Genomic DNA, 22,292 nt, shown 5'->3' with positions numbered 1-22,292 from the left:
CGGTCATCATTCAGCAAAATCACTCAAGGCGATGATCTATCTCAATCTCGGCGGAATCGAGGTAAGACTGCCCACACAAACGTAAGGAGGGGCACGTATATTCGAACGACCTTGGGGGAGGTTGGTTGTGGGGGCAATGCTTCTCGAGGAATTGCGAACATTCACGGCGCGACTGCAATGCGCCGATGCGGCAAGTGGAGATCCGGGACTGGGCATCGATCTGCTCGATGCAATCGAGACGTTGAAGTCGGTCGGGTGTGCGGTACAGGCGGTGATCACCGACGATGTCGCGACGAGTATCCGAGAGGACCGCAAGGTTCGGAAGCTTCCGCGATCCGAGTGGGGTCGGGGCATCGCCTCGCAGATTGCGTTGGCGCGCAGGGAGTCTCCGAATCGGGGTGGGCGGCATCTGGGTTTCGCGCAGGCTCTGGTGCACGAGATGCCCCACACCCTGGCCATGCTGCAGACCGGTCGGCTGAATGAATGGCGAGCCACTCTGTTGGTGCGGGAGACAGCGTGCCCGTCGGCGGCCGATCGGGGCATCGTGGATCGCCGGTTGTGTTCGGACCCAGGCACACTCGACGGGGTCGGCGACCGCGGTCTGATCGCACGAGCGAAAGCGTTGGCGGTGGAACTCGACGCCGCAGCGGTCGTGGCCCGGCACCGCAAGGCCGCGTCCGAACGACGGGTCACGACACGCCCCGCGCCGGATTCGATGGCCTATCTGAGCGTGCTGATGCCGGTGGAACAGGCGGTGTGCCTGCAGGCGACCCTGGGCCGGGATGCGGACAGTCTCATCGCCACCGGGAACGGCGGTGGCCGCACCCGCAATCAGCTGATGGTGGACTTGTTGTTCGCACGCGGCACCGGAGCCGAAGTGGCGTCGGGTATTCCGGTGACGGTGAACCTCGTGCTCTCCGACGAAACGTTGCTGACCGGCGGGCACGAGGCAGCGCAGCTGCAGGGTTTCGGGCCGGTGCCGGCGGGGATTGCGCGGCAGCTGGTGGCCGACTCTCTGAATGCGGATGCGGAGACGTCGTTGCAGCGGGTGTATGCCTGCCCGCAGTCAGGGGCGTTGACCGCGATGGAATCCCAATCTCGGACGTTCCCGAAAAGCCTGCGAAAGCTGATTGACCTCAGGGATCGCACGTGCCGCACCCCGTGGTGTGACGCCCCGATCCGGCACCACGACCACATCCGCTCACACGGCAAGTCCGGTGCCACCAGCGCGGACAACGGGTCCGGGCTCTGCGAGGCGTGCAACTACGCGAAAGAAGGCGACGGCTGGGCGGCCCGCCCAGTGCACAGACCCGGCCGCACCCACCTCATCGACCTCGGCACCCCGACCGGACACCACTACCGATCGGCGGCACCACCGTTGCCGGCCCCCGCGCGACAGTCGGAAGTCGAGACGGTGCTGATCGCGCACTCGCGCGCGTCATGACTACGACGATGCATCGGCCGGCCGCGGCGGAGACCAGCGGCCACAGGGACTTGCCGAATCAGCTTCGTGAACGCCCGGCAAGTGCCAGGCTTGATGCTATGGACAGCATCAACTCGATGGGTGATCGGTAATGGCCCGCCCGGTACGCGTCGTCGTGCTCGGCGCCGGCTCGTGGGGAACGACGGTGGCAGGTCTCGCCGCCCACAACACACCGACCCTGCTGTGGGCGCGGAACTCGGATACGGCCGACGAGATCAACAACGAGCACCGCAACTCTCGCTACCTCGGCGACCGCCCGCTCCCCGACTCCATGCGCTCCACAGCCGACGTGGTCGAAGCGGCCCGGGAAGCCGACGTTCTCGTGGTCGGGGTGCCGTCGCACGCGGTCCGCAGCACGCTCGCTCAGATCGCCAACGAGGTGCGGGCGTGGGTGCCGGTGCTGTCGCTGGCGAAGGGGCTGGAGCCGGGAACGCGGCTGCGTCCCACCGAGGTGATCGCGGAGTGCCTGCCCGGGCATCCGGTGGGGCTTCTCGCGGGCCCGAACATTGCGCGGGAGATCGTCGACGGACTTGCCGCGGCATCGGTCGTCGCCACCCAGGACGTCCGGGTGGCCACCGCGTTGCAGCCGTTGTTCGCGTCCGCCGTGTTCCGGGTGTATCGGAACACCGATGTGCTGGGCTGCGAACTCGGCGGCGTGCTGAAGAACATTGTGGCTATCGCGTCGGGGATGGCCGACGGACTGGACGTCGGCGACAACACGCGCGCGATGGTCCTGGCACGAGGGTTGGCCGAGATGACCCGGCTGGGTGAGGCGATGGGCGCGAACCCGCGGACGTTCGCGGGACTCACCGGGGTCGGAGACCTGATCGCCACCTGTATGAGCCCGAGTTCGCGCAACCGGCGCGTGGGCGAGTACATCGCCCGCGGCATGACGGTCGACGAGGCGGTCGCCAAGCTGGGGCAGGTGGCCGAGGGCGTGAAGACCGCCCCCACCGTGATGGAGCTGGCCCGCGACTACAACGTGGACATGCCCATCGCCGCCGAGGTCGAGGCGGTGGTCGCGGGGCGGCAGACGCCGGAAGGCGCCTATCGTGGCCTGCGGAAAGTCGCTGCCGGCGGAGAGCACGAGGTGGCGTGACCGCACAACTGCAACCGGCAGTAGCACTATCTAGACGTTTCTAAGCAATCTCCTAGAAAACTGGGGCAGACTCCTGAGTGGAGGCACTCCAGCAAGCAGCGTCGTGCGGGGACGTATGCGTGAGAGAAGTCAGCGATGAGTTCACCGACCTCGGTTGGTCCCGGAGACTCGTCGGCGCGCGCGTTCCCACTGTCACCCGCGCAAACGGGGATGTGGCTCGCGCAGCACGTCGACCCCACGGTTCCGGTGTCGGTCGCCCAGTACGTCGACATCCGCGGCGACCTCGACCGGAACGTCCTGACGTCGGCGTGTGTCCGAGCGGCGGCCGAGTTCGAGTCGTTCTTCCTGCAGATCTCCGAGGTCGACGAACAGCCGCTGCAATGGGTGGAACCGAGCCTGGACGCTCCCGTCGGCTACCTCGACTTCCGGGACACACCGGACCCCGAGGTGTCGGCGCACGCATGGATGCGCACCGAGACCGCCGATCCGATCGACATCCAGCGTGACCGCCTCACCGTCTCGTTCCTTCTCCACGTCGGACACGACCGCTACTTCTGGTATTCGCGCGCCCACCACATCGCGATGGACGGTTTCGGGTCCGTCACGATGCTCTACCGGATCGCCGCGCTCTACACCGCCGCGGTGCACGGACTGCCGCCACCCGCGAGCAGGCCCGTCGGTCTTCGGCGCCTCCACGAACTCGAGACCGACTACCGCAACTCCGCCCGCCGGGAGTCCGACCGGGACTACTGGACCGAGACGATGCGTGGTGTCACCCACGCAAGCACCCTCGCGCGTGGGTCCGCGCCGGCGACCGCGGGTTCCCGGGACGTCACCGGAACGTTGACCACCGACACCGTCGATCAACTCGAGAAATGCGCGGCAGCGCACGGCGTCAATCCGGCGACGCTCACCGTCTGCGCGGTCGCCGGCTATCTGGCGCGAATGACCGGCGAGGACGACGTCACGCTCAGCCTCCCGGTGTCGGCGCGCACGACGGCGGCGTTGCGTCGGTCCGGCGGGATGCTGTCCAATGTGGTGCCGCTGCGCATCACGTCCGCGGGGACGGGGATGATCGGCGATCTGGTGTCCCGCACGCGCCTCGTGATGTCGGGCGCCCTACGACATCAGCGGTACCGGCACGAGGACATCCGCGCAGACCTGGGACGGGCGCTGTCCGGGCCGCGACTGTTCGGCCCCGCCGTCAACATCATGCTGTTCCCCGAGGAGTTCGAACTCGGTTCGCTGCGGAGCCAATTGCATGTGCTGTCTTCGGGTCCGATCGAAGACCTCCTGGTGAACCTGTACCGGTACGGTCCCCGCGGACGCGTGCACCTCGATTTCAAGGCGAACCCGCGACTGTATTCGCAGGACGAGCTGGAGGGGCATCACACGAGATTCCTGCGGTACTTCCGGCAGTTCCTCGACGCCGGTGCCGCCCACCCGATCGGTGAACTCCCGGTCCTCACGGAGAACGAAACCGTGGCGCTGGTCCCCTTCCCCGGACCTCCCGACAGCGTGCCCGTCACGCTCGCCGACGTGTTCCGCGCTTCCGCCGCACAGCATCCGGACGCGCCCGCCGTCGTCAGCGCCGGCCGCGAGATCACCCACCGCGAACTCGACGGGCGATCGGATCGGGTCGCTGCATTGCTGGCACGGTCCGGCGTCGGGTCCGGCGACATCGTCGCGGTGGCTCTGCCTCGGTCCCCCGACTACGTCTGCGCGGTCTGGGCCGTCGCGAAGGCGGGGGCCGCATTTCTGCCGGTGGACCCGAATTATCCGGTCGCCCGCGTTCAGCACATGCTCGACGACTCCCGCGCGGCAGTCGGGTTGACCTGCGCGGAGTACGCGAACACATTGCCGGGCAGCACCGAGTGGTTACTTCTCGACGAGGCAGGAAGCTCGGGAGTCCACGATTTCCCCACGCCGACAATCCGACTCGACGACGCTGCCTACCTCATCTACACGTCCGGATCGACCGGAGTTCCCAAGGGAGTCGTGGTCACCCACCGCGGAATCGCCAATCTGGTCTCCGCGCAGCGCACCCGACTCGGCCTCGACGGCGCGGCGAGGGTTCTGCATGTCGCGTCGCCGAGCTTCGACGCCTCCCTCTTCGAGATGCTGATGGCCTTCGGCTCCGGTGCTGCGCTCGTCCTCGCCCCACCCTCTACATTCAGTGGACCCCCTCTGGCGCAGCTGATGACCACCGAACGCGTCACCCACGCGGTGATCACCCCGTCGGTCCTGGTGTCGATGGAACCCGGCGAGGTCGGAGGTCTGCGCACCCTCGTCGTCGCCGGTGAGAAGTGTCCACCGGAGCTGTTGTCTCGGTGGGCCTCCCGATGCCGAATGATCGACGCGTACGGTCCGGCGGAGACCACCGTCATGGCGACCGCCAGCGAGCCCCTCGTCGAGCCCGGACCGGTCACCATCGGCCGGCCGATCGACGGAACGAGGGCCGTGGTCCTCGATCACCGGCTCCGCCCGGTCCCGGTCGGAGTGGTCGGCGAGTTGTACGTCGCGGGGACCGCCCTTGCCCGCGGGTACCACCGCAACGCCCGGCAGACGTCGGAACGGTTCGTCGCCGATCCGTTCGGACCACCGGGCACCCGCATGTACCGCACCGGCGACACGGTCCGCTGGACCCGCGACCACGACCTCGAGTACCTCGGGCGCAGCGACGAACAGGTGAACCTGCGGGGTCTGCGCGTCGAACCCGGCGAGATCGACGCGACACTCCGCCGGCATCCGACGGTTCGATTCGCCGTCACCGTGATTCGCTCGCAGGCGGCCGGCGATCAGCTCGTGTCGTATGTGGTGGGCGCCGACACCGTGACCGAGGCGGAGTTGCTGTCGTTCCTCACCGCCGAACTGCCCCCGCATCTCGTGCCGGCAGCCGTCGTGGTGCTCCCCCACATTCCGTTGACCCCGTCCGGCAAGCTGGACCGCACTGCTCTCCCCGAGCACGGCCTCCGGTCACGTTCCAAGTCCGCCCCCCACAGTGAGCGCGAACAGACACTCCATGCCCTCTACGCCGACATCCTCGGGACGTCCGATTTCGGTGTGGACGACTCGTTCTTCGCGCTCGGCGGCGACAGCATCATGGCGATCCAATTGGCCTCGCGGGCAAGGATTGCGGGAATCCCGTTCACTCCGCGCGATGTATTCGAGCAGCGAACGATCTCCCGACTCGGCCAAGTCGCAGGAAATGACGTCGACAGACCCGCCCTCGCGGAACTTCCCGGCGGCGGGATCGGCGACATGCCGCTCACCCCGGCCGCCCGATTCCTCCTCGACAGGGCCCGCGTCATCGATCGGTACGCACAGGCCGTGGTCCTCGAACTGCCACGCGCTATGGATCCCGACAAGCTGGACAGGGTGATCGGCGCCGTCGTCGATCGGCACGACGCACTGCGGGCGCGCCTCGTCCGCGGCTCGGACGGGACGGCGTTTCTCTCCGTGAGTCCGGCAGGCGCACCGTTGCCGGCGGGCACGATCGTGCGGGTTCCGCTACCCGCCCACGCCGACCCGGCGCAGCGTACGCGGGACGAGCATGAGGCCGCGACCCGACGGTTGAATCCTGCTGCGGGCGTGATGATGCAGTGCGTCTGGCTCGATCCCGGGCCGGACGACACCACCCGCCGCGGGCGGCTCCTCATCGTCGCCCATCACCTGGTGATCGACGGGGTGTCATGGCGAATCCTGATCGGCGATCTCGCCGCAGCGTGGGTGCACGTGGAGGCGGGGGTACCGCCCACTCTGGCACCGATCGGCACCTCCCTGCGCCGGTGGTCGCACGGCCTGATCGAGGAGGCACAGCGGCCCGGCCGCAGGTCCGAGCTGTCGTTCTGGCGTGCGATGACCGCTGGCGAGGATTCGCCACTCGGCACCCGACCACTCGACGCGCGGCGTGACGTGAATTCCACCGTGGAGCGGATCCACACGGAAGCGTCTGCGGCCGTCACGCACTCGTTGCTCACCGACCTCACGGCCGCCTTCCGGTGCGAGGTCAACGACGCACTGCTCACCGCGCTCACCCTCGCTCTCGCGCAGTGGCAACGCCGCCGGGGACGACCGGCCACCGCGCCGGTGATCCGGCTCGAGGGGCACGGCCGCGAGGAAGCGGTGCTCGCCGGCGCCGACCTCTCCCGCACAGTCGGGTGGTTCACCAGCATTTTCCCGATCCGCCTCGACCTCGGGGACGTCGATCTGGACGAGGCGTTCGCGGGCGGCCGCTCCGCGAGCGCCGCAATCAAATTGGTCAAAGAACAGTTGCGTGCGGTGCCCGACAAGGGCATCGGTTACGGGCTGTTGCAGTATCCGGGGGACGGCATCGGCCAGATCGCCTTCAACTATCTCGGTCGGCTCGATACCGCGGATACCGAACGCGATTGGTGCCCGGCGCGGGACGGCACGGCCATGTTTTCGTCGGCCGAACCGTCGATGCCGGCCACCGCGCTGATCGACATCACCGCCTTCGCCACCCACGGCGTCCTCGACGCCACCTTCGCATACCCGACTGGTGCGATTGCGTCCGAGGACGTGAAGGCGCTGGCCGATCTGTGGGAGCAGGCGCTGACAGCCCTCGCCGCGGTGGCGCGTTCTCCGCACGCCGGTGGGCTCACCCCGTCCGATCTGCCGCTCGTCGCGGTGGATCGGAACGACATCGACGAGTGGGAGCGGGACCATCCGGGTCTGCTCGACGTGTGGCCGCTGTCGCCGTTGCAGTCGGGCCTGCTGTTTCACGCGGCGCTCGCCGGCACGGGTGCCGATCCGTATGCGATGCAGGTGATCCTGGCCCTGTCCGGACACCTCGATCAGGATCGACTCCGGCGCGCGTGCATCGCAGTCCTCGCGGGGCATGCGAACCTGCGTACCGCATTCGTGCGCGACGGTCGCGGCGTCCCGGTGCAACTCGTGCTCGACGACGTGCCGCTGCGGTGGCGGCACGTCGACCTTATCGCCGACGACACGGCCGATGTTGCCGAGGAGATCCTGCTCGACGACCGCACCACCCGCTTCGAGATGTCTGCCCCACCGCTGATTCGGTTCACCCTGCTGACGCGAGGCCCGAACCGCACCGAACTGGCGATCACCGCCCATCACATCGTGCTGGACGGCTGGTCCATGCCGTTGCTGGTCCGCGAACTCTTCACCGCCTACCAACGCGTCGACGTCCGCACCGAGTCGCCGGATTCGAGCCCGTACCGCAACTTCCTGGAACGGCTGGCAGCGAGGGACACCGAGGCCTCGGTGCGGGCGTGGGCCGCGGCTCTCGAGGGCATCACCGAGGCCGCTGCCCCGGCCGAGCCCACCCCCGGCACGTCCGAGGCGGTGCTGGAGCTGAGCGAGGAGGACACCCGGTCGCTGACGGCCCGCGCGGCCGAACTCGGCGTCACGCTGAGCACGATCGTGCAGGCAGCCTGGGGAATTGTCCTCGGGCAGGCGACCGCCCGGGACGACGTCGTGATCGGCGCAACCGTGTCCGGCAGGCCCGCGGACCTCGCAGGAGTGGAGAGTGCGGTGGGATTGTTCGTCAACACCGTGCCCGTGCGGATCCCGCTGGACCCCGATATCGACGCTGCCACACTGCTCACCCGCCTGCAGGCCGACCACGTGCACCTCCTCGACCATCACCATCTGGGCCTCGCGGACATCCAGCGGGCCGTCGGCGTGGCGCCGCTGTTCGACACACTGGTCGCGTTCGAGTCGTACCCCGTGGACCGCACCGCGCTGCCGGAACCTGTCGACGGACTCACCCTGGACGGGGTCCGCGCACACGATGCGTCGCACTACGCCGTGACGCTCGCGGTGACGGTGTCCCGGACCTTGCGGCTGACCGCGAAGTGCAGGTCATTTCGCTACGACGGAAAAGCACTGCTCGCGCGGGCCGGCCGCGTCCTGGACTGGATCGGCAGGGATCCCTACCTGGAAATCGGCAAGTACGACCTTCTCGGCGAGGTGGAAAAGGAAAAAGTTCTGCACACCTGGAACGCGACGGACGCACCGGTGCCCTCGCAGACCCTGGTGGACCTGCTCGACGCGCAGGTCGAGCGCTCCCCCCGGGCCGTGGCGGTGGTCTTCGGCCCGGATCGACTGACGTACGCGGAGTTCGACGCACGGGTGAATCGGCTCGCCCGGTATCTCGTGGCGAAGGGCGTCGGACCGGAAACCGTCGTCGGTGTCGCGGTTCCCCGCTCGATCGAGCTTCTCGTCGCACTGCACGCGGTACTGAAGGCCGGCGGTGCGTACTTGCCCGTGGACCCCGAGCACCCGCTCGGGCGCACCGCACTCGTCATCGACTCGGCCGCACCCGCGCTGGTCCTCATGTCCGGTTCCCGGAATCGCGCGGTCCCGGACGGAGTCGCCGTCGTGGATCTCGACCTGCTGGACGTCACCGGGTACGACCCGCGGCCGATCACGGATTCCGAGAGACGCGCACCGCTACATCCGGCGAACGCCGCGTATGTCATCTACACGTCCGGTTCGACCGGCCGGCCCAAGGGCGTGACGGTGACCCACGAGATGATGGTGAACCAGTTTCGCTGGGCGCAGACGCTGACGCCGCTCGACGGTTCCGATGCGGTACTGCACAAGACGCCTCTCACGTTCGATATTTCCGCGTGGGAACTGCTGTGGCCCTTGCACACCGGCGCACGGGTGGTGATCACCGAACCCGACGGCCACCGCGACCCCCGCTACCTTGCGCGGATCGTCGCGCAGGAATCGATCACAACTCTTCACGTCGTACCGTCGATGCTCGACGCCTTCCTGGACCAGTGCGGGCCGCGGGCACTCTCGACCCTGCGCCGCGTGTACTCGGCGGGTGAACCGCTGTCCGTGGCGACGGCATCGCGATTCGAGGAACGCTGCCCCGCCGCGCTGTTCAACTGGTACGGCCCCTGTGAGGCGGCCGCGGCGACCTCGCAGCCGGTGGACGGCAACGAGTTCGGCAGTTCGGTCGCCATTGGCCGTCCCATTTACAACATACGTACGTATGTACTCGATAGCCGACTCCGACCGGTGCCGGTCGGGACGAAGGGCGAGTTGTACCTTGCCGGTGCGTACTTGGCGCGCGGGTATGCCGGACGTCCCGACCTGACCGCCGGACGCTTCGTCGCCGATCCCTTCGGCGGACCGGGCGGGCGGATGTACCGCACCGGCGACGGGGTGCGGTGGAACGAGGCGGGCAGGCTCGAGTATCTCGGGCGCACCGACTTCCAGATCAAGCTCCGCGGCCAACGCATCGAACCCGGCGAGATCGAGTCCGCACTCACGTCCGACCCGGCGGTGACACACGCAGCAGTCACGGTGCACCGTGACCCGACGGCGGGAGATCGGCTGATCGCCTATGTCGTGACCGCGGACGGTGTGCCGCCGGACGAGAGCCGGATCGTCGACCGCCTCGCCGGTCTGCTCCCGGCCTACATGATTCCCTCCGCCGTCGTTCCGCTCCCGGCACTGCCACTCACGGCCAGTGGAAAGCTGGATCGCGCCGCCCTACCGGTACCGGCCTCCGCGAGGTCCGCATCCGATCCGCCCGCCACCCCCACCGAGGACGTGGTCGCGTTCGTGTTCGCGGAGGTGACCGGCACCGGTCGGGTGGGCAGGACCGACAAGTTCTTTGCGGCGGGGGGAAACTCGCTGACCGCGGCGCAGGCCGTCGCCCGCGTCGGAGCGGCGCTGGGAACCTCCGTCGGCATCCGCGAACTGTTCGACCACCCGACCGTCGCGGAACTGTCGGAGTATCTCGCGAAACGAACGCACGAGACCGAGCAGGCGCCCCTGGTCCGCCACGCCCCGGCCGCCCACGTGCCGCTGTCCCTCGCCCAGCAGCGTGTGTGGTTCCTGAACCTTCTCGACGGACGCTCGGCCACCGACAGCATTCCCGTCGCGCTCCGCCTCACCGGCACGCTCGACGAATCGGCACTGTGTGCGGCGGTGGGTGACGTGATCGAACGGCACGAACCCCTGCGGACCGTCTATCCCGAGCACGACGGGGTCCCCTGCCAACACGTTCTCTCCGCCTCCGCCGTGCCGCCGTGCACGGTGCGGAGAACGACGGACCCGCTCGGCCGGGTACGCGACCTGCTGTCGGAGGGATTCGACCTCACCGCCGAACCCCCGGTTCGCTTCGAACTTCTCGCGGTCAGCGCCGACGAGTGGGTGCTGGCCCTCGTCGTCCATCACATCAGTGCCGACGGGTTCTCGCTGGGACCGCTCGCCCGGGATGTGATGGCGGCGTATCGCGCTCGGGCGCACGGTGACTCTCCGGTCTTGACGCCCCTCCCCGTCCGGTACGCGGACTACGCCCTCTGGCAGCGTGACCTGCAGGACGGGCAGCGGGGACTGGCGTATTGGACGCAGACCCTGTCCGGGTTGCCCGAGCTGCTCCCCCTACCGTTCGACCGCGCGCGCCCGCCCGTCGCGACACACCGCGGCGCGAACGTCGAGTTCAGTCTCGACACCGAGATTCACCGGCGGATCCGTGCTCTCGCGCGCACTCACGACGCCACTCCGTTCATGGTGGTGCACGCGGCGCTGGCCGTCCTCGCGGCCAGACTCGGCAACATGTCGGACATCGTCGTCGGCACGCCGATCGCGGGACGCGGGCCCCGCGCAGTCGACGACCTCGTCGGGATGTTCGTCAACACACTGGTGCTTCGGACAGACGTCCCGCTGCACGCCACGTTCGCCGAAACACTCACCCGCGTGCGGGACGTCGATCTCGCCGCGTACTCCCACGCGGACGTCTCGTTCGAGGAAGTCGTGGAGGCGGTCGCACCCGCCCGGTCCCGCAGTCGCAATCCGCTGTTCCAGCTGGCGCTCGCCTATCACAACACGGTGCCGGTCGTGATCGACCTGCCGGAGGTCTCCGCCGAAATCGTCGAGATCGAGACGCACACCGCGAAATTCGACCTCCAGCTCACGGTCACCGAATTCGTCGGCGACGCAGGCGGCCCGGGACCACTGTCGTGCGTCTTCACGTACGCCACCGATCTGTTCGACGACGCCACGGTCTCGGGATTCGCAGACCGGTTCCAGCGTATTCTGCGGGCCGCGCTCGCACACCCGACCGTCGTGATCGGCGACATCGACCTCCTCGACCGCGAGGAGGAACAGGCGCGGCACGACGGCCCGCCGTCGTTGCCGCAACGGACACTTCCCGACCTGCTCTCCGCGGCAGTCGCATCGAATCCGGACGGGCCTGCGCTGACGTCGGACGGCCGGTCGATGACGTATCGCGAACTCGACGCCGAGTCGAATCGGCTCGCCCGCGCCCTGATGCGGCGCGGGGTGGGACCCGAGTCACTCGTGGCCCTCGGCGTGCCGCGGTCCGTCCTGTCCGTCGTCTCCGTGTGGGCCGTCGCGAAGACGGGTGCCGCCTTCGTGCCCGTCGACCCGCGCTACCCCACCGCGCGGGTCCAGTATCTGATGGACGACTCCGGCGCCGCCTTCGGACTGACCGCCGTTGCGGACCGCGAGGCCCTGCCGGACGGTACGGACTGGCTGTTGCTCGACGACCCGGACTTCCGAACCGAATGTCGCGGTTACTCTTCGGCCCCGGTCACCGATGCCGAACGTGTGCGGCCGCTGGATGCGCGCCACCCGGCGTACGTGATCTACACGTCCGGTTCGACGGGAAATCCCAAGGGAGTGGTGGTGACCCACACCGGTCTCGCCGACTTCACGGCGGAACAGCGTGATCGGTATTCGGTGACGGCGTCGTCGCGTACGCTGCACGCTTCGTCTCCCAGCTTCGACGGCGCGGTGCTGGAGATCCTGCTCGCGCTCGGTGCGGGCGCCTGCATGGTGCTCGCACCACCGACGGTCCAGGGCGACGATCAACTCACGGACCTGCTGGCCCGCGAGCGGGTCAGCCACGTGTTCAGTACGCCGACGGTTCTGGCGACGGTCGACCCGCGCGGCCTGCACGACCTCCGCGCCGTCGTGGTGGGCGGCGAACCCTGCCCATCGCAACTCATGGCGGTGTGGGCGCAGCAGCAGATCGCTGTCTACAACGGATATGGACCGACCGAGACGACGGTCATGACGAGTATCAGTGATCCCTTGGCGGCCGGCGGGCCGGTCACCATCGGCCGTCCGATCCGCGGTGCCGCCGTACTCCTGCTGGATTCACGTCTGCACCCGGTTCCGACTGGAGTCGCCGGCGAACTCTACATCTGCGGGCCCGGTGTAGCCCGCGGCTACCATCGCAGGCCCGCGCTGACCGCCGCACGCTTCGTCGCCTCCCCGTTCGGCGGCTCCGGAAAGCGGATGTACCGGACGGGCGACGTCGGCCGTTGGCGCCGCGACGGGTCGATCGAGTACCTGCACCGCAACGACTCGCAGATCGAACTGCGCGGCGTCCGAATCGAACTCGGCGAGATCGACGCGACCCTCCTCACCCATCCGGCCGTGAGATTCGCGGCGACGGATGTGCGTGAACTGCGGGACGGCGTCGACGCACTCGTGTCGTACGTCCTCCCGGCACGCAGCGAGACGATCGATCCGGATCAACTGATCCGCTATGCGGCGACGCGCCTGCCGACGCCGCTGGTGCCCGCGATCGTGCTCGTTCTGGACGCCGTACCGCTCACCGTCAATGGGAAACTGGACCGCTCGGCGCTGCCCGACCCTGTTCCCGCGGCGACCGAGTTCGAGGCCCCGCACACGCCCGCCGAACGGGTGGTGGCCACAGTGTTCGCCGAGGTGCTCGGAATCGACCTCGTGGGGCGGGACGAGAACTTCTTCGCCCTGGGCGGTAGTTCCCTGTCCGCCACCCGTGCCGCGTCCCGAATCGGTGCCGCACTGGAGACGACGGTGCCGGTGCGCGCACTGTTCGACACGCCGACGGTCTCGGCGCTCGCGGCGTTCGTCACCGAGCAGACCGACGGCGCGACGCACGTCGCCCTGACCGTGCGTCCACGCCCGGCCCGCGTGCCGCTGTCGCCGGCGCAGCAACGACTGTGGTTCCTCGCCCGCCTCGCCCCCGGCTCCCCAGAATACAACATCCCGATGGCGTTGCGGCTGAGCGGGACACTCGATGTCGCCGCTCTCACCGCGGCCGTCGCGGACGTGGTCGGCCGTCACGAACCGCTGCGCACCCTGTATCCCGACACTGACGGCGTCGCGTACCAGCAGTTGGTCCCGGTGTCGCGGGCCGCTCCCACTCTCCGGCCGATACCCGTGTCCCACGGTGACGTTGCCGCGCGGGTTGCGACGTTCGCGTCGAAGGGTTTCGCCCTGGGCGCTGAACCGCCGATACGTGCCAGGCTGTTCGCCCCGGCCCCCGACGAGTGGGTGCTCGCGGTCATGGTCCATCACATCAGCACGGACGGATTCTCGGTGCCGCTGCTCGTCCGCGATCTGATGACCGCCTACGAGGCGCGGGTCTCGGGCGAGGCGCCGCGGTGGGCCGATCTTCCCGTCCAGTACACGGACTACACCCTGTGGCAGCACGAGCTGCTGGGCGACCGCGACGACCCACAGTCCGTTGCCGCGCAGCAACTGTCTTATTGGAAAGACACGTTGACGGGTGCGCCGGAACAGCTGTCCCTCCCCGCAGACCGGCCACATCCCGCCATCGCGTCGCACCGCGGCGGCACAGTCGAATTCGCGCTCGACGACGAGCTCTACCGTGCGGTCGAGCACACCGCGACGGCCCGGGCCGTCACCCCGTTCATGGTCGTGCACGCGGTGTTCGCGGTGCTGCTCGCGAGGCTCAGCGGGTCCACCGACATCGTGATCGGCACTCCCGTCGCGGGACGCGGGGATCAGGCCCTCGACGAACTGGTAGGCATGTTCGTCAACAACCTGGTCCTGCGCACCGAGGTGATTCCCGCGGAAAGCTTCGCGGAACTGCTCGGCCGCGTGCGGGAGGACGACCTGGACGCGTTCGCGCACTCCACCGTTCCGTTCGAGACCGTGGTCGAGGTGCTCGATCCCGCCCGGTCACGCGCACGCAATCCGCTGTTCCAGGTGGCCCTGGCGTTTCAGAACCTCGACCACACCCCGCTCACCCTGCCCGGACTGCGGGTGTCGGCGATGACTCCCCCTACCCGGTCGGCCCGATTCGACCTGCAACTCACCGTGACCGCCGATCCGGACCCGACGACGGAACACACCCGGCGTGCGGCGGTGTTCACGTACGCCACCGATCTGTTCGACCACCACACGGTCGCGGACATCGGCGAACGTTTCGTCCGGACGTTGAACGAGGCGGTCACACAACCGGATACGGCCGTCGGCGACCTCGCCCTCCTCGATCCGGACCCGGACGTCCCCACCGCGGCGCCGTCCTCCGGTGCGACCCTCGTCGATCTGTTCGAGCGGCAGGTCGCCACGTCGCCCGATGCGACCGCCGTCGTCTCCGGCGACCGGGCACTCACCTACCGTGAACTCGACGAGCAGGTCAATCGACTGGCGCGGCACCTGATCGGCGCCGGCGTCGGCCCGGAGTCCATGGTGGGATTGGCGATTCGCCGCTCCGTCGACCTCCTCGTCGGAATGTATGCCGTCGCGAAGGCGGGAGCAGCGTACGTGCCGATCGACCCCGATCAGCCCGCGCAGCGCAATGCCCAGGTCATCCGGTCCTCGGACGCATGTGTGGTCCTCACCACCGAGCGCGATCGGTTCGACCTCTCCGACGTCCTGCCCGCGGAGACACAGCTCTTCGTCGTCGACCGTGTGGACCTCTCCGGTGTCGATCCGTCGCCGATCTCCGACCTCGACCGTCACGCTCCCCTGCGGGCGCAGCACCCCGCGTACGTGATCCACACGTCGGGATCGACGGGCACCCCCAAAGGTGTCGTCGTGACCCATGCGGCCGTCGTCAGCTTCCTGCGCTGGCGCCAGGACACCGACCCGCTCGGCGCGGACGACACGGTGATGCTCAAGTTGCAGTACACGTTCGACGCGTCGGTCCGCGAGTTCTGGTGGCCGCTGATCGCCGGTGCGCGGCTGGTGATCTCTCGACCGGACGGCCACCGCGACCCGCGACATCTCGCCGAGCTGATCGGACGGCACCGGGTGACCGCAGGATACTTCCTTCCCCTGATGCTGGCCGAGATCCTGGCGATCCCCGACGCGGACCTGACGTCACTGCGACAGGTGTCCTGCGGCGGGGAGGTCCTGCCGCCCGGTACGGCACACAGTTTCCACGCGCGGTGCCCGGGTGCCGTGCTGTACAACGAATACGGTCCGACCGAGACGGCGGTCGCCGTGACCCGTACGGTCGTCGGCACCGTGGACGCGACCGTCCCGATCGGCGTGCCGCAGAACGGCGTCGGCGTGCTCGTGCTGGATTCGCGGCTGCATCCGGTGCCCGTCGGCGTTCCGGGTGAGCTCTACCTCGCTGGCGCCCAGTTGGCGCGCGGCTATCTCGGGCGGCCGGGGGTGACGGCCTCCCGATTCCCGGCGAATCCGTGGGGATCGCCCGGTCAGCGGATGTACCGGACCGGCGACGTGGTGAGTCGTCGGAGGGACGGCACGATCGACTACCTCGGCCGGCGCGATCTCCAGGTGAAGATCCGCGGCCAGCGCGTCGAACTCGAGGAGATCGAGACGGCGCTGCGACGCCATGCCGCCGTCGCGCACTCCGCGGCGGCCGTGTACGAATCGCCCGGCACCGGCGTCCGGCTGGTCGGCTACGTCGTGCCGCGTCCGGGCATGGCGGTGGACACCCGTGCCGTGTCGGCGGAACTGGCGCTACGACTGCCCCGGTACATGGTGCCCAACCAGATCGTCGTGCTGGGGGCGCTACCGTCGACACCCCACGGCAAGCTGGATCGACGAGCGCTTCCCGATCCGGGCGTGCCACGGGCGCAGCGGTTCCGTCCCCCGACGACCCGCACCGAGAAACTGGTCACCGCGGTGTTCGCGGACGTCCTCGGCACAGGCCTGGTGGGGCTGGACGACAACTTCTTCGAATTGGGCGGCAACTCCCTGTCCGCGACCAGGGCGGCGTCACGACTGCACGCCACGACTCGGGTCGACGTCCGGCTCGAATGGTTCTTCGCCGACGCGACCGCGGAGAGCATCGCCGCGAGAATCTCGTCGAGTTTCGCCGCGGCCTCCGACACCGCCGCCGCGCTGGGTGTGCTGCTGCCGCTGCATCCGGACGGCGGACGGCAGCCGCTCTTCTGCATACATCCGGCCATCGGGCTGGCCTGGTGCTATTCGGGATTGAGTGCGCATCTCGGCCCTGGCCGCCCCGTCTGGGGTGTCCAGTCCCCCGCCGTGACCGTGCCCGGCGAACGGTTCACGTCGATCACACAGCGGGCCCACCGATACGTGGAGGAGATACGCCATGTGCAGCCGCGGGGGCCGTACCACCTGCTCGGGTACTCGGTGGGTGGCGTCATCGCGCACGCGATGGCCGTCGAGTTGCGGTCGCGCGGCGAGAAGGTCGGCGCGCTCGCGATGATCGACAGCTACGCGTCGGCGGAGCGGGACACCCCGGCACCGACACTGCCGGAACTTCTCACGGAATTCGGCGACGGGGCATCGGAGCAGCTCGGGCCGGAGCAGCTGGCCCGGCTGTACGAGGACTACGTCGACGTCGTCGACGCCGCCGCCGACTTCGTGCCGGGACACTTCGACGGCAGCCTGGTGTTCTTCGGCGCGGCCGGGGACGGATCCCAGCCTGTGCCGGCGAGCGTGACGTGGCGGCCGTGGATCGGTGGGGACGTGATCGCCCACACCGTCGACCACCCACACGCGCGGATGACCGACCCGGAGGCGCTGGCCGTCATCGGACCGATACTGGCCGAATACCTCGCGGGCGCCTCAGCCACCGACGGGACGGAGAATCCACCAGGCACCCAGCGCGAGACAGCTCAGCGTCACGAGTAGGGACAGCCCTACCCAGACGATGCCGGGAACGCGGGTGAGTCGCGCCAGCTGATCCGCGTCCGACTCCGGGGCTGCGCCGCGGGCGCGTTGCCGCTGCAGTTCGAGGACCGGGCGCGGCGCGGCGACGAGCATGAACAGGGTGATCAGATACGCCGCGGCCACCTGCTGGTCCTGCGTACCGAACCACACGAGTCCGAACAGGAGCGCCCCGACCACCGTGAGGGAGAACAACCCGTACAGGTTCCGGACGAGGATCAGCATGGCCGCGAGAGCCACGACACCGATCCACAGCACCGCGACCGCGTGCTGCGTGCCCAGCACCCAGGCCGCGCCGAGCCCCAGAACGGCGGGACCCACGTAGCCGGCGAACGTCATGAGGACCACACCCAGCCCGGTCGGTTTGCCGGACGAGATGGCCACACCGGACGTGTCCGAGTGCAGCCGCACCCCCTTCAGCGTTCGCCCGAACAGCAGGGCGACCACCAGATGGGCGCCCTCGTGCACGATGGTCACCACGTTGCGGGTGAGTCGCCAGGCGTGCGGTTCGAGGACGAGTATCACCGCGACCACCGCCGTGACCTGAACGATCCAGGGGTCCGGCGCGGGGCTGACGGCGCTCATGCGCTCCCACAACGATTGCATTCCATTCATCGGCGCCGAGTGTACGGCGACCGGCCGATCGCTCACCCCGGCACTCGACAGGACAATCTTCGGCAATCTAGGCAAATCCGTAGAGAGAGCTAGATTCTGCTAGTCGTTCTGCGCGCGCAGGTACTTGCCGAAGTGCGGCACGGTGAATCCGATCGACCCGCGCTCGGCCGAGTAGATCAGGCCCTTCTTGATCAGCCCGTCCCGCGCCGGTGACAGCGACGCGGGTTTGCGGCCGAGCTCGGAGGCGATCGCCGACGTGGCGACCGGTCCGTCGTCCCCGGAGAGGTCGGCCATCGCCCGCATGTACTCCCGCTCGGCCGGCGTCGCGCGCTCGTACCGTGATCCGAAGAACCCGACCGCGAGTTCCTCCTCCGCGGTCGGCGCGGCGACCCGCACGTCCTCCTCGGTGATCGGGCTGGCCGCGGCCACGTCCCACGTCGCCTTGCCGTAGGCCTGGACGAAATAGGGGTAGCCGTCGGCGGCGGCGTACAACGCGTCGAGCGCCTCGTCCGTGAACTTCACGTCCTCCCGCTCGGCGGGCGCGATCAATGCCCGGTCGGCGGACACCCGGTCCAGCCGGTCGATGCGGTGGTAGCTGAACAGCCGCTCCGAGTAGCTCTTGGACGCCGAGAGCACCGCGGGCAGGTGCGGCAGTCCGGCTCCGACCACGATCAGCGGCGCCGCGTCCTGGCTGAGCTCGTGGCAGGCCCCGCACACCGCCGAGACGTCCGCGGCGCCGAGGTCCTGCATCTCGTCGATGAACAGCGCGATCCCGACCCCGACGTCGCGGGCCAGGGACGACGCGTCGAGCAGCAGTTCCACCAGGTCGATCTCGATGTCCCCGGAATCGGCGCGACCCTTCACCGCGGGGGCGTCGATGCCGGGCTGCCACCGCTCCCGCATGCCCTTGTCGGCCGTCGCACGCAGGGCGAACGATTTCAGGACGCCGAGGAACTCCTCCACCCGGTCGGGGTCGCGATGCGAGCCCGCGATCTCCCGAACCGCCATGTGCAGCGCCGACGACAGCGGCCTCCGCAGATCCTGATCCGGGCGGGCCTCGATCTTCCCCGTTCCCCACCGCCGCGAGATGGCGGCCGACCGCAGGTGGTTCAGCAGGACCGTCTTCCCCACGCCGCGCAGACCTGTCAGCATCACACTGCGTTCCGGTCGAGCGCGCGAGATCCGCTCGAGCACCACGTCGAACGCGTCGAGCTGCCTGGTTCGTCCCGCGAGCTCCGGCGGGCGTTGCCCCGCGCCGGGCGCATAGGGGTTACGGACAGGGTCCATGGCCACGAAGGTAACAACCTCTGTTGCCGAATCTGCGCTCATCTAGCGCGTGTCCTAGATCCCGCTATGAAGTCGTAGCCGGGGTGGTGACTTCCGCACCCTGCGGTGCCTATCGACGATCGCGCGTTCCCCCGAGGCTGGATGCAGCCGCAGGAACAGGGAGAACACCATGATCGAGTTGGACGCCAGAGCCGAGTTGGAACGACTCGCGCCGTACGCCGCGACGGGCGACGAAGACGCCGTCGAAGAGGTTCTCCGCATCGCGCACCCGCTCGTGCACCGCTACTGCACGAGCCGGCTCGAGTCGGTGGATCATCCGCACGCCACCGCGGACGACGTCACCCAGGACGTGTGCCTCGCGTTGATGAGCGCCCTGCGGACGTACGAGAACCAGGGGAAGTCGTTGCTGTCGTTCATCTTCGGCATCGCAGCGCACAAGGTGTCCGACGCGCGGCGCCGCGCCACCCGGTTGTCGGCACCGACCACCGCGCGCGGCGCTGCCGCACATCACGTGGTGGACGTCGAGGACGGCCCCGAGCTGCACGTCCTGCGCCGCGAACTGCGCGGCGAGATGGGGCAGCTCGTCGAGACCCTTCCGGTCCGGCACCAGCAGATCCTCTTCATGCGCGTCATCGTGGGAATGTCGGCCGAGCAGACCGCACGGGTCCTGGACACCACGCCGGGCGCCGTCCGCGTCGCCCAGCACCGGGCACTGAGCCACCTGCGGGCGAGGATCGGGCACGGGCCTGCCCGCTGAGAGTTCCCGCCCCGTCGTTGCCAACTGCGGGGCGGAGTGGTCCGATGGATTCATGAGCGCACCCGACACAGTCCTGGTCGCGATCGGAACGAAGAAGGGCCTGTGGCTGGCCACCAGCCGCGACCGCGCCACCTGGTCGCTGGCTGGCCCGCACTTCCTGATGAACGAGATTCCGAGTATCGGGATCGACACGCGGAGTGGGCGCACCCGGATTCTGGTCGGGGTCCGGTCCGAGCACTGGGGTCCCACCGTCGCACACTCCGACGACCTGGGTGCCACCTGGACCGAACCGGACGACGGCGCCATCCGCTTCGGCGACGGAGACGGCGCCGCGCTCGAGCGGGTGTGGCAGCTCCGGCCCGACACGGACGACCGTCCGGGCGTCGTGTGGGCGGGGTGCGAACCCATCTCGGTGTGGCGGTCGGCCGACGGCGGCGAGCATTTCGACCTCGAACGCGGACTGTGGGACCATCCGCACCGGCCGGAGTGGGGAGCCGGATACGGCGGCGCCGCAGCACATTCCGTCGTACCTCATCCACGGGACGAGAACACGGTGCACGTCGCGATGAGCACCGGCGGTGTCTACCGCACCACGGACGGGGGCGCGACCTGGGAGCCGCGCAACACCGGGATCACGGCGTACTTCCTGCCCGACCCGAACCCGGAGTTCGGCCAGTGCGTCCACAAGATCGCCCGCGACGCCGTCACCCCCGACCGGCTGTACGCCCAGAACCATCACGGCGTCTACCGCTCCGACGACAGCGGCGACACGTGGAAATCGATCGCGGACGGGCTGCCGACGGACTTCGGGTTCGTGATGCTCACCCACCCCCGCCGCGAGGGAACCATCTGGGTCGTTCCGATCGAGGCGGACGGCAAACGGATCCCACCCGACGGCCGGTTGGCCGTCTACCGGAGCGAGGACGCCGGGAACAGCTGGACCCGCCTCGACAGCGGGCTGCCGGAACGCGACTACAACGTGGTGCTCCGCGACGCCGCCGCAGTGGACACCGGAGACCCGGTCGGCGTGTATTTCGGCACGCGCGGCGGCGAGGTCTACGGGAGCGCCGACGAGGGCGCCTCGTTCGGCACGGTCGCGGCGCACCTGCCCGACGTCCTGTGTGTGCGGGCCGCGGCGATCGGATCATGAGCGAGGGCGTGGGCGTGACCGTGCGGGTTCCGCGGGCACTGGCTTCGATCGTCGGCGGGGAACGGTCCGTGCACGTACCCCTCGACTCCGCCTCGACGGTGTCCCACGTGCTCGACGTCCTCGCGGGCGAGTTCCCGATTCTCGGCCGCCGGATTCGCGACGAGACCGGCGCCCTGCGGCGGTACGTCAACGTCTACGTGGACGGCGAGGACGTCCGGCTCCTCGGCGGCGTCGGCACCGCGGTGACGCCCGGGCAGGAACTGCAGATCCTGCAGTCCGTGGCCGGCGGCTGAGCGCGCTATTCGACCAGCTCCATCGCCACTGCCCGGGTAGGGGCTCCGTCGCCGGCCTCCAGGGCGATCGGCAGGAGGCTGAGGAGCGGGTCGGGGAAGTCGATCCGGTCGAGCCGGCACAGATTTTCGCCGATCACTCCGCCGGCGTCCGCGATCAGATGGTGAACCGGGTATCCGGCGTCGATGTGTTCCCCGTCCGGTGTCTCGTCGATGCTCGGGGCATCGAGGCAGAACGTCCGCACTCCCCGGTCGAGCAGCAGTGCGCACGCCGCGGGGTCCAGGAACGGATGCGAGTAGTAGGCATCCGTGCCGTAGTGGCGAGACCACCCGGTATGGAACACGGCGATGTCGCCCGGCGCGACGTCGTCCGCCCGGGACGTGATCAGTTCGCGGGTAATCCGCTGCCGCGCAACGAGCTCGCGCAGGTCGAACACGACGCCTCGGCCGACGAACAGCTCCAGTGCCAGCCGTTCGACGGTCGCGGCCCCCGCCTTCAGATGCGCCGGGGCGTCGACGTGCGTCCCGGACTGCGAACCGATCCTGACGTCCAGCACGTTGTAGCCGTCGCGCTCGAGGGTGCAGTGCCGGATCAGCGTCGGCACCGGATCGCCGGGATACACCTGCATCCCCGGCCCGATGGTGTGTGACAGATCCACGATTCTCCGCACGTGTGGCATCGCTCGATTGTCCGGCCTCGGGGTCACCCGTACCGCGAT

Annotated in this window: 9 protein-coding genes; 6 read left to right on the top strand and 3 right to left on the bottom strand. The window is 69.0% G+C overall.

Annotated elements, in window-relative coordinates; translation table 11 throughout:
- The first annotated feature begins 136 nt into the window (after positions 1 to 136).
- From ACFWAY_RS38605 to ACFWAY_RS38595, 3 genes are all read left to right on the top strand, one after another.
- Positions 137 to 1,444, top strand: a complete 1,308-nt coding sequence (locus tag ACFWAY_RS38605) for an HNH endonuclease (RefSeq protein ID WP_378514257.1) — start codon at positions 137 to 139, stop codon at positions 1,442 to 1,444.
- 130 nt (positions 1,445 to 1,574) lie between these two features.
- Positions 1,575 to 2,582 carry an NAD(P)H-dependent glycerol-3-phosphate dehydrogenase gene (locus ACFWAY_RS38600; protein WP_378455989.1) on the top strand — a complete coding sequence of 336 codons (1,008 nt, stop codon included), beginning with the start codon at positions 1,575 to 1,577 and terminating at the stop codon, positions 2,580 to 2,582.
- Positions 2,583 to 2,717: 135 nt separating this feature from the next.
- Complete coding sequence (locus ACFWAY_RS38595; RefSeq protein WP_378514256.1) at positions 2,718 to 17,438, top strand: amino acid adenylation domain-containing protein; 14,721 nt, start codon at positions 2,718 to 2,720, stop codon at positions 17,436 to 17,438.
- Here the strand turns inward: ACFWAY_RS38595 and ACFWAY_RS38590 are convergent.
- Positions 17,373 to 18,089, bottom strand: coding sequence for a M50 family metallopeptidase (locus tag ACFWAY_RS38590; protein ID WP_378455991.1), 717 nt, complete (start codon positions 18,087 to 18,089; stop codon positions 17,373 to 17,375). The two genes, ACFWAY_RS38595 and ACFWAY_RS38590, sit on opposite strands and share 66 nt — an antisense overlap.
- A gap of 99 nt (positions 18,090 to 18,188) precedes the next feature.
- Positions 18,189 to 19,376, bottom strand: a complete 1,188-nt coding sequence (locus ACFWAY_RS38585; RefSeq protein ID WP_378455992.1) for an AAA family ATPase — start codon at positions 19,374 to 19,376, stop codon at positions 18,189 to 18,191.
- 169 nt (positions 19,377 to 19,545) lie between these two features.
- Between ACFWAY_RS38585 and shbA the strand changes: the two genes are divergently transcribed.
- From shbA to ACFWAY_RS38570, 3 genes are read left to right on the top strand one after another with little or no spacing between them, the layout of a single operon-like run.
- Entirely contained in the window at positions 19,546 to 20,133 is a 588-nt protein-coding gene (shbA, locus tag ACFWAY_RS38580) for an RNA polymerase sigma factor ShbA (RefSeq protein WP_378514255.1), read from the top strand.
- Positions 20,134 to 20,185: 52 nt separating this feature from the next.
- Positions 20,186 to 21,283: a WD40/YVTN/BNR-like repeat-containing protein gene (locus ACFWAY_RS38575; protein WP_378455994.1), complete on the top strand. Its 1,098-nt coding sequence runs from the start codon at positions 20,186 to 20,188 to the stop codon at positions 21,281 to 21,283.
- On the top strand, positions 21,280 to 21,576 hold the full coding sequence (locus ACFWAY_RS38570; RefSeq protein WP_378514254.1) for a MoaD/ThiS family protein: 297 nt from the start codon (positions 21,280 to 21,282) through the stop codon (positions 21,574 to 21,576). Before ACFWAY_RS38575 ends, ACFWAY_RS38570 begins: the two co-directional genes overlap by 4 nt.
- 5 nt (positions 21,577 to 21,581) lie before the next feature.
- On the opposite strand, the gene ACFWAY_RS38565 is transcribed toward ACFWAY_RS38570, so the two are convergent.
- A complete protein-coding gene (locus tag ACFWAY_RS38565; protein WP_378514253.1) occupies positions 21,582 to 22,253 on the bottom strand; it encodes a cyclase family protein in 672 nt (223 codons plus the stop codon).
- Positions 22,254 to 22,292 lie beyond the last annotated feature (39 nt).

This window comes from Rhodococcus sp. NPDC059968 (assembly GCF_042738615.1).
Classification (GTDB): domain Bacteria; phylum Actinomycetota; class Actinomycetes; order Mycobacteriales; family Mycobacteriaceae; genus Rhodococcus_F.
Note: the sequence above shows the minus strand (reverse complement) of the source record. Positions and strands in the feature narration are given on the sequence as shown.

Excerpts from the sequence above, each read along its gene's own strand:
- ACFWAY_RS38590 (WP_378455991.1), bottom strand. The coding sequence starts at position 18,089 with ATGAATGGAATGCAATCGTTGTGGGAGCGCATGAGCGCCGTCAGCCCC.
- shbA (WP_378514255.1), top strand. The coding sequence starts at position 19,546 with ATGATCGAGTTGGACGCCAGAGCCGAGTTGGAACGACTCGCGCCGTAC.
- ACFWAY_RS38575 (WP_378455994.1), top strand. The coding sequence starts at position 20,186 with ATGAGCGCACCCGACACAGTCCTGGTCGCGATCGGAACGAAGAAGGGC.
- ACFWAY_RS38605 (WP_378514257.1), top strand. The coding sequence starts at position 137 with ATGCTTCTCGAGGAATTGCGAACATTCACGGCGCGACTGCAATGCGCC.
- ACFWAY_RS38595 (WP_378514256.1), top strand. The coding sequence starts at position 2,718 with ATGAGTTCACCGACCTCGGTTGGTCCCGGAGACTCGTCGGCGCGCGCG.
- ACFWAY_RS38585 (WP_378455992.1), bottom strand. The coding sequence starts at position 19,376 with ATGGACCCTGTCCGTAACCCCTATGCGCCCGGCGCGGGGCAACGCCCG.
- ACFWAY_RS38600 (WP_378455989.1), top strand. The coding sequence starts at position 1,575 with ATGGCCCGCCCGGTACGCGTCGTCGTGCTCGGCGCCGGCTCGTGGGGA.
- ACFWAY_RS38565 (WP_378514253.1), bottom strand. The coding sequence starts at position 22,253 with ATGCCACACGTGCGGAGAATCGTGGATCTGTCACACACCATCGGGCCG.
- ACFWAY_RS38570 (WP_378514254.1), top strand. The coding sequence starts at position 21,280 with ATGAGCGAGGGCGTGGGCGTGACCGTGCGGGTTCCGCGGGCACTGGCT.